Origin of the sequence: Algoriphagus sp. NF (assembly GCF_028823735.1) — a bacterium.
Classification (GTDB): Bacteria; Bacteroidota; Bacteroidia; order Cytophagales; family Cyclobacteriaceae; genus Algoriphagus; species Algoriphagus marincola.
The window spans coordinates 40,305-53,239 of record NZ_JAPEIB010000014.1; the positions used below are offsets into that span (position 1 = coordinate 40,305).

Sequence of the window (12,935 nt, forward strand, 5' to 3'; positions counted from 1 at the left end):
AATTTTAAGAAAGCACACCAAGCTCTTTTCCTACTTCAATAAATGCCTGAATAGCTTGATCCAAATGATGCTTGTCATGAGCTGCTGAAATTTGTACCCGGATTCTAGCCTGACCCTTTGGCACAACCGGATAGTAAAACCCAATCACATAAATTCCTTTCTCCAATAATTTTTCGGCCATTTTTTGAGACAGGACCGCATCATAAAGCATGATAGGTACGATAGGGTGTTCGCCTGGCTTGATATCAAAGCCTGCTTCCTCCATTTTACTTCGGAAGTACTTGGTATTGTCCTCTAGCTTATCACGTAGTTCTGTAGTTTCCGAAAGCAAGTCAAAAACAGCAATGGAAGCTCCTGTAATAGAAGGTGCAAGGGTATTAGAAAACAGATAAGGTCTCGAACGCTGGCGAAGTAATTCGATAATTTCTTTCTTACCAGAAGTAAAACCACCTGAAGCTCCTCCTAATGCTTTACCTAAGGTGCCGGTAATAATATCCATTTTACCCATCACTCCTTTTAATTCGTGTACTCCTCTACCGGATTTGCCCATAAATCCAGTGGAGTGACATTCATCGGACATAACCATAGCTTCATATTTTTCAGCCAATTCTACGATTTTATCGAGTTGGGCGATTGTACCGTCCATAGAGAATACTCCATCGGTCACAATCACAATTTGCTTTGCCCCTGCTTCACGAGCTTCTTTTAGTTTCTCTTCCAAATCACTCATATCATTATGCAGGTAGCGAAAGCGCATAGCCTTACATAAACGGACACCGTCAATGATAGAAGCGTGATTGAGAGCATCAGAAATAATCGCATCTTCAGTACCTAGTAGAGGCTCAAATACACCACCATTCGCATCGAAAGCAGCTGCATATAAGATGGTATCTTCCGTGCCTAAAAACTCGGATATCTTTCGTTCTAGTTTTTTATGGATATCTTGAGTTCCACAGATAAATCGTACTGAAGAAAGACCAAAGCCATGGGAATCAATCGCTGCCTTTGCTGCTTCAATAATTTTGGGATGAGATGATAGGCCCAAATAATTATTGGCACAAAAATTCAAAACTTTTTTTCCACCTTCGATCGTAATTTCAGCTCCCTGCGGAGAGGTAATTACTCTTTCTTTTTTAAATAAACCTGCTTCTTTAATCTCTGCAATTTCTTGTTCAAACTTGGGTTTAATCTGTTGATACATGTTGATTGGTTTTTGATCAGCTTATTCTTTTTATTGATTTCCCATTCGTCAAAAAACGCCATGGGACATCGGTTTTTTATTACTTTTGCGCAAGCAAACCCAAATATAATCAAAAAGCCAGGCATCACTAGCCGGGAAGAATTTACTCCTTTCTCATGGAAAAAATCCTAGTAATTGGAGCTGCAGGACAGCTCGGATCTGAACTTACCAAAGCCCTTACAGACCGATTTGGTTCGGAACATGTCATCGCTACAGACTTAAATGCAGAGGCAAAGGAAAAATTTGACTTCTGTAGATTTCAGGTTTTGGATATCATGGATCAAGAAAGTGTCCGAAGCTTAGTTAAAAACGAAAAAATTACACAGATTTATCATCTTGCTGCTGTGCTTTCGGCTACGGGAGAAAAACGGCCTCTTTTTGCATGGGAGCTTAATATGGAAAGTCTTCTTTTTGTATTAGAATTGGCTCGGGAATTCAATCTCAATAAAGTTTATTGGCCTTCTTCTATTGCTGTATTTGGACCCAATACTCCAAAGATCAATACACCTCAATATTGTGTAAAAGAACCCAATACTGTCTATGGTATTTCAAAGCAGGCCGGAGAAAGATGGTGCGAATATTACTTCCAAAAATATGGAGTAGACGTTAGAAGCTTGAGATATCCTGGACTCATTGGATACAAGGCACTACCCGGAGGAGGCACGACTGACTACGCAGTGGATATATACCACAAAGCCTTAAATGGAGAGAAATTTACATGCTTTTTAAGGGAAGACTCCATGCTGCCAATGATGTACATGCCTGATGCCATCAAAGCCACCATAGACCTCATGGAAGCACCAATTGAAAATGTCAAAATACGGTCAAGCTACAACTTAGCAGGGATGAGCTTTTCGCCAAAGGATATCTATGAAAGTATCTTGGTGCACCACCCTGATTTCAAAATCAACTATGAACCTGATTTCCGTCAGCAGATCGCTGATGGCTGGCCAGATAGCATCGATGACCATTTTGCCAGAGATCACTGGGGATGGAAACCAGCATACGGTCTGAAAGAAATGACAAAAGATATTTTAGAGAACTTACCGAAATTTTTTCCAATCAAACTCTAACCTCTGAATCGGAAAAGAATAAAATTGCCTCTAAAATATTATGTGCATCTGCCTTCTGCATAATATTAGCTCGATGCCTTTCAACAGTTCGCTTTGATAAGCCAAGGCTTTGCGCGATCTCTTTAAGTGGTAGACCTTTGGATGAAAGGTCTAAAACCTGCCTTTCCCTTTTTGTAAGCTTTTCATAATCATTTGAAAAGCCATTGATGTTATGTTCCTGGTAGTTCTCGTTTGTTAAAAGATAAAGGTCCTTGAAAGACTCTTTTTGAAGCTTTGATACCGGATGAATTTCAGCGATAAATCTGGAAGATCTATTAGAAACACTAATGGTTCGAATATGGAATAACTCATTGTTTTGACGCAATCTCACATTTAAGAATTCGACCGACTTTACTAACTGGTGTTCAAACCGTTGCAAATTTAAAGAATTCGACTCGTGTGATTCGAAATCAAAAAGTTTAAAGAATTCTTTTCCGATAATACTTTTCTCATTTAGTAAGCTGGCACTTTTAAAAAAAGCATGATTTGCACGCTCTACAATACCTCTTTTTACAAACATTTTGGGATTACTCGAATTATCAAAAAATAGTTTATAATCTTTAGAATTATAAAAACTAAAAAACTTTTTTTTATCTTGAGAATTCTTGAGCTTATTTATTGCACTACTTAAATCCAAGGGTAGAAATAAGATATTTTCCACTCCCGCCTCGAGAGCAATATAAATTTCTTCCTTGCCACAGGTTTTTCCTAGAACCAGAAAAAAGGAAACATTATTTTCTAAAAACACAGGTTTAAGCTTACGATGGAATTTAAGCCACTCCCGCTTACAGCTATGATCGTCAAAAAAAATAAAATCAAATTTTTCAAAATACTCATAGGAAGGCAAGGCTTCATCCAAAATTATTTTATCTAAAATAAATTTGGACGAAATCTCCTCAAGAACCTGAATCAAATTTGATTCAAGAATCGGGTTTTTACCAATAAGTAGAGCCCTCAACACCATTCAATAATTATTTATTGATCACCAGTAGCAAAAGTCCAAGTAGGGCTATTTGCTACATTCCTTCCTTCATACTTTGCAACCACATACCAGAAGTAGGTAGTATTTGGTTTCAAACCTGTGACATTGGCCTCGTTAGTAGGCAAGTTCTCACCCACCAAATCCTGTACAGTACTATTTGACTCAAAAATGAATACTGAATAAGCCAATGGAATACCTGGATTCTCCTGATCCACATTCCAAGAGAAAGTAAAACTCAGATCTTGATTGACAGCTCCATTTCCTGGAACTGGATCAGAGAGTATTACACTTCCTACATTATTTTCATCCTCTAAAAGAAAAAAGGTGACCGCAGTATTCTCTTCCTCATAAACAGCGACGTTAATCGTTCCATTTAGAAAGTCTTTTTTTCTAGCAGTAATAACAACATCACCATCCTTAATCTTTTCTAATTGAAAGGTCCCACCTTCGTCAGTCAATACGGCATTGCTAGATGGAGTAGTCGTAATAAGCACTCCTTGCAATGGCTCGTAAGTATCACCATCCACGACTATCCCAGATATGGATCCGAAACGCTCAATGTCAAAAGTTTCTTCTTCACATGCTGTAGTAAAGATCAGAAAGAAAACGAGCAAAAAGCCCCCTATTTTTTTATTTTGCATTATTTCCTATATAAAATCGTAATCCTAAATTCACTCCCCATATCAAATCATTAAAGCTTCCTGACTCAATGCCATCATATTGATCATTTAGCATTTGGTTTAGAAAAAGCTTACCAGTGAGTGCTGTGCCCCCTGATAACATATACTCCAATCCTCCACCATATTTTACATATGGTAAGTAGGTATTTTGAGAAAAACCTACCTGATCAGTGAAATCAAAAAAGGAGCCCGCTCCTACAGATACAAAAGGCGATAGCTTACCAGTCGAATTAGCCATATACAAAAGGCTTAAATCACCGTGGTAATCAACCGATCTAAACAATTCAGGCACCTCTATTTGATGAAAACCAAAGCCTCCCTCCATATAAAGTGAATTAGATAACTTGAATGCTAAAGAACCCGTAAAACCTGGTCTGAATGCCGTTCTAGAGTAATCTCCTACGTAAGTTTGGAAATTTCCACTTAGGGATAAAAATATATTGGATCGGTCCACCCCTTGGTGTAGTCTTCCTATATAATCAGTTTTTTGATTCTCCTCTTTTTCTAACTGATAAGCCTGCATGACTTGGGCAGTGGTATCATTTTCTGATTTAAAATTCCACAAACCGTCCACAACTCCCTCTAAAATCATACTATGAACGGCCTTTTCTACAGCCTCTGTAATAGCCATTTCAGTGGGTTCGTTGTAAGTATATCCGGTTTCAGCCTCTAAGAGTCTTTTAAATTTAACGTACCGGAAAAACCCAGCTGAAACTTCTTGGGAAAGGATAGATTTAGTTGTGTAAACAGTCTTCAAAATCTTTCCATTATTGGTGGAGACAGCTCTTAGATAAATACTAACCCGATCCTCTCGGTATTGAGATGATGCATCTGCTCCAAAATATCGAACACCCGCACCTCCGGTGAAAATATTCGTTTCATAAGAAATAATTCCTCCTTCTAATAGTACTCCTGCAAAAAGGAGTGGCGGCAGAAGAATGTTTGTAGTACCTTCATATTGTTCCCTACTGGAACGAATAATTTTACGCTCATTCAAAAGATTTGAAATATTCTCCCGCTCGATTGGAACAAACCAACCAGATTCTTCCAAAGCCCGAATTAAGATATTGGTAGCTCCCTGGGTGACTGCCGTTGACCAGTTTGCACCCACGTTTGACTCCTTATATTGTCCTGTTTGATCTCGAAACTTGTAGACTGCTACAAAAATAGGCTCAGCAGGCTCGGGCAAACCTAGCAATTCCGATTTGAAAGGTGTCTCAGGACCTAAACGAGCATCTCTATCATTAAAAGGTTGATAAAAAGATGGAGCACAGCCGTATCCGAAACATAGAACTAACAATAAAACTACAAAAATAAACCTTTTGTAGCCGTGAATAGATTTGAGTTGCATTTAACTTTTTTGGTTAAAAAAATGGAACCTCAATTACTGAGGTGGCTCCTGTTACATTATCAATAATGGTGACAATGAGTCCTGAACCTGAATTTGAAATATCGATTTGATAGTCTCCTAAATTATAAGTCCCTGACTCTAATGACTCTTCTCCAAATTGCCTATCAATAATCTCTCTGGAAAGTCTACTTAAAATTTGTCGGTTTAAACTTTCTGAGAAATCGTTTAAAGGGTCCTGTCCAAAACCAAACCGATCCTCCCTACTAGCGGGATCTTCAAAAGTATCCTGAGCTTGAGCTGAGCTCAACAACCACTGATAATTAAATGTATTTCCTCCAAATGCAGGGTTTTGGGGAGTATAGACTAATCGTTGGGCGAATAAATCTGATAATCCAATTAAAGAAAATACAAAAGCGAATAATATGACTTTTTTCATTTGGTAGTGTATTTAAAATATTCCTGTTCCTTTTCTTTCTTCTCCATCCAATTGCCTAACTAACTCTTCGTATTGAATCAAATACTGCTGAGTGATTCCAATCGATTGCTTAGCTAACTCTTCTACAACATCTGCTCTTGGCTGTAGAAAGGATTGAAAAACCGTAATATCATTTATCAGTATTTCTACTGTTGTAGTATTTAGTCTGAATGGCTTTTCGACAATAAAAATCGAATAATTACTGGCCTCTGGAGGAGCAACCCAATCTCGGTAAAAGAAATCATAAAAGTCTCTTCCACTTTTCGTCTTTGTATCATCGATCAAAAGACCATCAATTTCAAGAACTACATCTGTACTCTTTTTCTGCGTCTCCTGCTTTTTTATTGATTCCAAGAGAGTTTGAAGTTCTTGTATGGTGGCCTCCTTCTTAGCAGTATCCAAGGCAATCCTAGTAGTATCTGACTGAGCCCAAGAATAACTCGTCGAAAAACAGAAAATAAAAATAGAAAAACTTAAATTAATCCAAAGCCTTTTCATTTATACGCCTTTATTAAAATTTAAAATAAATAAATCAATTAAAAGCGACTTTTCCAACAATTATTGTCTCATTGGAAAATTAAAGGTAGTAGTGGAAATATTAAGAGTCATACCAGCACCTCCTATCCCAGAAGTTTGAGTTACTGATACTGGAGATTGAAAAGGATCTATGAGTGCAGTTAAACTTGAACCATTACCAATTTGAGTTGCTTCAAAAGTTTGATTAACAGAACCAATGAATCCATTACCAAGTAGAGCAACATCAATCTGGTTATTGTTCCCCAGTTGATTGAGGATTGCAATTCGTGCCCCTATACCATCATTCTCAATGTACGCATTGATGGTATTATTATTTCCTGCCTGATTTGTATTTAAAGTTATATTTTGGCCAATGGTCCAAAGACCGGTGTCATTTGAATTGCCCAATTGTGTTAATATCGCACGGTTTTGGCCACCAGATTGTTCAATGTAACCGATATTATTATTTCCATTTTGACTCAACATGACCAAGTTTTGACCTTGCTGAAAAACAGATGAATTATTCCGATTACCCACTTGTATCACAGAAGCACTATTACTTTGCAACATGACTTCAGGTGAAATGATCTGATTTGAAACCAATTCTTCCTCCCGTTCACCTTGACTTTCTTGCGAGAATGCAGAAAGCGAAACAGACAAAAAGATAATTACCGCGATAAAAAAACAATTGGGCTTATTCATAAAATTTTAAATTAGTTCTGTGTTGTTAACGAAGAATTGCCAAATCCGGTTTGAGTAGAAATAGCAGTATTTCCAATACCTGTTTGCTCAATAACCGAAGAATTCAATAGACCTCTTTGAATAATGATCCCTGAATTGAAGTCCCCGGTCTGAAAAAGATCTGCTAAATTTTCTTCTCCACGCTGAAATGCCTCTCCATTGTTATCATTACCTAAAGCGTCTTGAAAAGATTCGTTATCAAAACCTCTTTGAGTCGTTAAATGAGTATTTCTAAGACCATCCTGAATAAGTGATACAAAATTATTATCACCTCGTTGAATGATACCTACATCTGCACGGAAATTAGAGCCTGCAAAGTTTCTTCTGCCATATTGCAAAACATCAATTTCATTTCCCTCACCAATTTGACGAGTACCTAAAGAATTTCTATTTCCGTCTTGTAATGAAGTTAGGAGATTGTCATCACCTAATTGAAGGGTTCTAGCAATATTCCGGTTACCTATTTGAGTTTGAAATGCTTCATTGGAGAAATCACTTGGAGTTAAGTTTGAAGACTGAATAGAATTTGGTGCAATCACTTGACCTCCATTAAAACTATCCTGAACGATTCGTGCACGGTTGCGATTACCAACTTGATCTTGTGAAGCTAGATTAAACCCTGCACCAAACTGACCAATCCGAGCGGTATTTCTATTACCTAACGAAAGCTGATCTGCGACATTCATTCCAAACCCAAGCTGACGAACTGCAGCAAGGTTCTGATTACCTTCTTGAACCTGGAAGGCCGCGTTGGAAAACCCTTGCTGACGAAGTCTCGCTGTATTTTCGTTCCCTAACTGAACTACGTCAGAAACATTCTCTACTCCAGTTTGATTTTGAGTAGACCTGTTCCTATCTCCTTCTTGATCAGAGGTAGCTACATTGCCAAAGCCCTGTGCAAACAGAACAGAGCTAAAAAGGGAAAAGACAACTACTAAGGTAAATTTTTTCATAAGGAAAAAACTTGGCTAGGAAGACCTAGCCAAGTATTTAAAAGATCTAAGATTAATTTTGAACTACAACTGAAACGTTTCCATTTCCAGCTTGAATTTGCTCAGAGAAATTAAAGCTACCTGTCTGAGTTAGCTGAGTGAAGTTGTTGTTACCGTCAATGAATACAAAGGCATCATTGAAAGACCCATCCTGAAGAAGGATAGATTCATTATCATTACCAATTTGATCCATAAAGAAGAAATTACCATCCCCTAGCTGATTAATATCCACTGCAAGGTTTCTGTTACCTACTTGGATGAAATCAGCTGTATTACCATCACCTCTCTGGTATGTTTTACCCTGATTTTCATTTCCATCCTGACCGATAAAAGCAATATTGTTACTTGCTCCTAGTTGATCAACTTCAGCCATGTTATCATTTCCTAATTGTTGGATAACTAACAAATGTGCACTAGATGATTGACTTCCGTCGGCATCGTTTCTGTTTCCTACCTGTAATACTAAACCTGTATTACCTCCATTGAAGGTTCTTAGTCTAGCATAGTTCTCTTTTCCGTCTTGAATGATCTCATGATAGCTTGCGGCAGTCCCACCTGGGAAACCCTGTCTTTGCTGGATCAATGCCTCATTATCATTACCTATTTGATTCATAAAGGCTTCAGCATTATTGGACTGAGTTCCTCCTCCACCAAATCCTCCCTGCTGTACTGTACCCATATTTCTGTTACCGTCCTGAAGGAGGGTAGAAATATTGTCGTTACCTAGCTGATCAACAGTAGCTGTGTTGTTATTCCCTGTTTGATCAGTTGTTGAGCTGTTTCCAACGCCAGTTTGAGCAAAGGAAACAGAAGCTGTAAAAGCTAATGCACCGAAGAATAAAATTGATTTTTTCATGATTTGAAATAGTTAATTGTTAGAAATAGATTAATTAAAGTTATAGTCCTATTGTTCAGATTATGAAGCGCTAAGAAAATTTGAACAGTTTTATGCTTTTCAGAATATATTTTTTGTATTTCATTTCAAAAGTAGCGTTTAAAAGTAGTTGTGTCAATGGGTAATTTCCGCCAGTTTATAAAATAAGTTAATGGGTAATTTTACTCAAAAATTCAGTTTATAGTGTTCAAAAAAAATTTTAATCAATTACAATCAAGCCCTTTTCATGTACAAAAATCTGATTATCCAAAATGATAAATACGCCTAAGTTCTCGTGTTATAAAGGCTGAAATAAGGGTCCATATGAGATTAAAAAGTCATCAAGAGTCCCATCAATCTATTCTAGGATGGGTTGTGTCATGACAACTCCTGAAAATAATTTTAAAGAAGCTGCTCGAAACTCGACTGATTTCCAGCCTATCACAGTCAAAAATTAAAGGGAATAAAAAAAGAGGCCGAAGCCTCTTTCCTAAATTTTCCCTGAAATCAAATCAGGATTAAACCCTAAAGTAATACTATCATCCGGATATAAAATGATGGGTCTTTTGATCATACTAGAATTATCTATGAGAATGGGAATGGCAGATTCTATTTTTTCCAAGCTTTCCTTCTGACCTTCGCCTATTTTACGATAAGTCATTCCCTTTCTATTTATCACCGCATCCAATCCTACCTTATTGATAAAACTCTCAAGCAATTCAGCAGTTGGTTTTTGTTTTTTATAATCGATGAATTCGTATGCTATGCCTTCACTTTCCAGAAAATCGAAGGTCTTCTTCATCGTGTTACAATTCTTGATTCCGTATACTTTCAAACTCATAATTATTGGTTTTGACTGTGAATTTCAATCATACTCTCTCGATGGGCTTCTAGAATCTTATCTATCAGCTGATCCGTCAGAGCTGTTGACAAGAATAAACTTTCAAATTGAGAAGGTGCAAGATAAACACCACGCTGTAACATGGCTTGAAAGTATTTTCCAAACAAACCTGTATCTGCCTTCTTGGCGGATTCAAAATCTGTAACGGACTGATCCGTGAAAAACAAGGAATACATGCTTCCTACGTGATTCACAGTATAATCATAGCCTAGTTCCAGGTTAATCTTCTTGATCCCCTCACTGACTTTCCTTCCAATATTCAGCAATTGACCATAAGTCTCCAGGTGACTTTGGAGATATTTCAGCATGGCCAAGCCTGCTGCCATGGCTATTGGATTTCCCGAAAGGGTTCCTGCTTGATATACCGGACCAGAAGGTGACACAAAGTCCATGATCTCCTTTCTACCTCCATAAGCTCCTACAGGCATACCGCCGCCGATTATTTTTCCAAGCGTGGTCATATCCGGAGTGACTCCATAAAGCTCCTGTGCACCACCCGGAGCTAACCTAAAGCCAGTCATCACTTCGTCGAAAATTAAGACAATACCTTCTCGGTTACAAATCTCACGTAACCCTTCCAAATACCCAGGAATTGGAATAGCTAGCCCCATGTTTCCGGGCACGGGCTCGAGAATCAATGCTGCGATTTCACCTTTATTCAATCGCACTAACTCTTCAATTGATTCCAAGTCGTTGTAAGGTGCTAAAAGCGTATCCTTGGCTGTACCAGCAGTCACACCTGGCGAATCCGGCTGCCCCATAGTCATCGCACCTGATCCTGCTGCAATTAAAAATGAGTCACCATGACCATGGTAATGACCGATCATTTTGATGATTTTATCCTTTCCTGTATAGCCTCTGGCCACCCGAATTGCTGACATCGTTGCCTCGGTACCGGAGTTTACCATCCTGACCTTTTCTACAGAGGGCACCATGGAAATGATTAATTCAGCAATTTCAATCTCCCGAGCTGTTGGAGCCCCAAAGGAAGTGCCTGACTCCATAGCCTCAATTACCGACTCTCGAATGATGGGATGATTGTGCCCTAAAATCATGGGACCCCAGCTATTGATCATTTCGATGTAGGCATTATCATTTTCATCGTAAATGAAAGCACCTGAGGCCTTTTTGATGAAAATCGGATCTCCGCCTACTGCACGGAATGCGCGTACAGGGGAGTTTACTCCACCGGGAATAAAATTTTGGGCTTTCGCAAAAAGCCGCTTACTTTCTGAAATATTCATTAATAATTTAAAGGTTTCAATTCACCTGCTGATAGAGAAAATACAGGCACATATCGATTAGAATTACTGTTTTGGAAGTTGAACCCCCATGTCAACTTTCCCGGAGCAAAAACCCGCTGATCCAAACTGGCACGGAAATCATAACCTAAATCAGGACGGGCATTCATCGCCACCCAGTATACTAACTCAAAACCGAGGATAGCGTTTAGGCTAGGAAGCGTAGAGTGCGTTTGATAGTATTCGTTCCGGAATAGTTTCATTGTCTCGGATTCGTAGTTTGGGGTGTTATTAGCGATGAAATAGTAATTCTCATGAGGAAGCATTTCATAATTCGCGAAATTGAAACTTAGCCAAGAATCCATTACAAAAATGGGAATTTCAGTCGCAACCGATTCTGAAAATGAAAGAATAGGACTGGCAATATTGGGATCATCGGAAAGAATTATAACCTGATCTACATTCGCCTCTACACTGTCGAGCGTGGGTCTGATACCTAAATCTGTCAAAAAAGAAGCTGCATTTCTGGGGTTCAGTTCTTTAAAATCAACCAATTGAAATCCATCTGATTCAATCCGTTCTTTCAATTCGTTGGCACTTCGTAGGTCTTTAGAGCTTCCTCCATAGCCAATCGCAATTCGACTTCCCCAGCTTTGACCTTTGATCGCTCTAAAAACTCCCTCGGATATATTCTCGGCAGAAGGCCGGAAAAGGAAGCTATAATTCTTATCCTCAAATCGATCCCCCAAGTTGGAAAGTGGATGAATAAAAGGAATCTGTGCTGATTCGGCGAAGGCACTTACCAAATCTGCTTCTTCTGGGTAAATCGGACCAATAATCACATCGGCAGATTTCACTTTTTCATCCGAAAGTATAGACCGGAGATTATCAACTGACCGCTTTGAATTGAATGTACCGATACTGACACGCATTCCCTCTGACTTCAATTGGTCGATACCCAATAGAATACCCTCATATAATTCAAAAATAAAACTCTCCGGATCTGGAGACTGAGTACCTGATGAAAAAGGTAAAATCACCACCAGGTCCAAAATGTCATTTTTAACGGTATTCCCGGTTGACCAATTTTCTCCCTGACCTCTAAGCTCGTAGTAAAGCGATTTTTCATCTGTTGAAAGAACAGTTTTCTTATTCAGTACAGTGCTGAGTGCAGCAGTATAAGCCGGAAAATCCTGATACTCCTTTAAATTTCTCACCAAAAAATCAAGACTCTGCTTGACCAAGTACTCATAAGCTAGATCATTAGCCTGTTCTTCATAAGATTGGGGTAATGCTTTAAGCAAGTCCAATCCTTCGGTAATATTCTTATTAAATAAAAAAGCTTCTGCCAGTAGCATTATTGTTTCATTCTGATTGTCCCAAGTTCTATCAGCCAAAGGCCTCAAAATCCCAATGGCAGTTTCTGCTTGGTTGGCTTTCAAAGCTGATTCTCCGGCATGGTAAGAAGCATACAAAGCCAATTTTCCATATTTCGACTCATCAGTGAAAGCCCGAAAGCTATTCATCGCATCCCAGTAAGAACCTGAAGCCAATTGTCTTTTGGCTTGTAAATAACCCTCAGGCGCGTTTTGGGCATTTACGGTAAGTACTAAAAAAAGAAGGGCTAAAAAAAGAAGTGATTTTTGCATTCCGATCAGTTAGATAAGCTTATGGACAAATTTAAATCATTATTTCCAAACCCAAAGTTTAGGCCGAAAACCCATTCCAAAAGAAAACCCGAAGGAAACACTCCGGGTTTTTAAGATTTTTAAGAAAGCTATCGACTAAAACATCAACAAATGAATTCCAACCAGTATTTTGTTTTAAGCA

Annotated in this window: 13 protein-coding genes; 1 reads left to right on the forward strand and 12 read right to left on the reverse strand. The window is 38.5% G+C overall.

Annotated features, from left to right (window positions below; genetic code table 11):
• Positions 1 to 4: 4 nt before the first annotated feature.
• Positions 5 to 1,201: a glycine C-acetyltransferase gene (kbl, locus tag OU792_RS08635; protein ID WP_274669958.1), complete on the reverse strand. Its 1,197-nt coding sequence runs from the start codon at positions 1,199 to 1,201 to the stop codon at positions 5 to 7.
• A 155-nt stretch (positions 1,202 to 1,356) separates the two neighbouring features.
• Between kbl and OU792_RS08640 the strand changes: the two genes are divergently transcribed.
• A complete protein-coding gene (locus OU792_RS08640; RefSeq protein WP_134201971.1) occupies positions 1,357 to 2,313 on the forward strand; it encodes an NAD-dependent epimerase/dehydratase family protein in 957 nt (318 codons plus the stop codon).
• Here the strand turns inward: OU792_RS08640 and OU792_RS08645 are convergent.
• From OU792_RS08645 to OU792_RS08695, 11 genes are all read right to left on the reverse strand, one after another.
• On the reverse strand, positions 2,303 to 3,310 hold the full coding sequence (locus OU792_RS08645) for a helix-turn-helix domain-containing protein (protein WP_274669959.1): 1,008 nt from the start codon (positions 3,308 to 3,310) through the stop codon (positions 2,303 to 2,305). The genes OU792_RS08640 and OU792_RS08645 overlap by 11 nt on opposite strands.
• A 17-nt stretch (positions 3,311 to 3,327) precedes the next feature.
• A complete protein-coding gene (locus OU792_RS08650; protein WP_100627352.1) occupies positions 3,328 to 3,975 on the reverse strand; it encodes a carboxypeptidase-like regulatory domain-containing protein in 648 nt (215 codons plus the stop codon).
• On the reverse strand, positions 3,965 to 5,365 hold the full coding sequence (locus OU792_RS08655; RefSeq protein WP_051260677.1) for a CsgG/HfaB family protein: 1,401 nt from the start codon (positions 5,363 to 5,365) through the stop codon (positions 3,965 to 3,967). The genes OU792_RS08650 and OU792_RS08655 overlap by 11 nt, the downstream gene beginning before the upstream one ends.
• 13 nt (positions 5,366 to 5,378) lie before the next feature.
• Positions 5,379 to 5,801 carry a curli production assembly/transport component CsgF gene (locus OU792_RS08660; RefSeq protein ID WP_134201969.1) on the reverse strand — a complete coding sequence of 141 codons (423 nt, stop codon included), beginning with the start codon at positions 5,799 to 5,801 and terminating at the stop codon, positions 5,379 to 5,381.
• A 12-nt stretch (positions 5,802 to 5,813) separates the two neighbouring features.
• Positions 5,814 to 6,338, reverse strand: coding sequence for a CsgE family curli-type amyloid fiber assembly protein (locus OU792_RS08665; RefSeq protein ID WP_026945147.1), 525 nt, complete (start codon positions 6,336 to 6,338; stop codon positions 5,814 to 5,816).
• Positions 6,339 to 6,398: 60 nt separating this feature from the next.
• On the reverse strand, positions 6,399 to 7,058 hold the full coding sequence (locus OU792_RS08670; protein ID WP_134201968.1) for a hypothetical protein: 660 nt from the start codon (positions 7,056 to 7,058) through the stop codon (positions 6,399 to 6,401).
• Positions 7,059 to 7,069: 11 nt separating this feature from the next.
• Complete coding sequence (locus OU792_RS08675) at positions 7,070 to 8,050, reverse strand: hypothetical protein (protein ID WP_274669960.1); 981 nt, start codon at positions 8,048 to 8,050, stop codon at positions 7,070 to 7,072.
• 52 nt (positions 8,051 to 8,102) lie between these two features.
• Entirely contained in the window at positions 8,103 to 8,945 is an 843-nt protein-coding gene (locus OU792_RS08680) for a hypothetical protein (RefSeq protein ID WP_134201966.1), read from the reverse strand.
• A gap of 508 nt (positions 8,946 to 9,453) precedes the next feature.
• The gene (locus OU792_RS08685) at positions 9,454 to 9,804 is read right to left on the reverse strand and encodes a Spx/MgsR family RNA polymerase-binding regulatory protein (RefSeq protein ID WP_134201965.1); all 351 of its coding nucleotides are present in this window, start codon (positions 9,802 to 9,804) and stop codon (positions 9,454 to 9,456) included.
• Positions 9,805 to 9,806: 2 nt separating this feature from the next.
• Positions 9,807 to 11,108: a glutamate-1-semialdehyde 2,1-aminomutase gene (gene hemL / locus OU792_RS08690; RefSeq protein ID WP_274669961.1), complete on the reverse strand. Its 1,302-nt coding sequence runs from the start codon at positions 11,106 to 11,108 to the stop codon at positions 9,807 to 9,809.
• A complete protein-coding gene (locus tag OU792_RS08695) occupies positions 11,108 to 12,754 on the reverse strand; it encodes an ABC transporter substrate-binding protein (RefSeq protein ID WP_274669962.1) in 1,647 nt (548 codons plus the stop codon). Before OU792_RS08695 ends, hemL begins: the two co-directional genes overlap by 1 nt.
• Positions 12,755 to 12,935 lie beyond the last annotated feature (181 nt).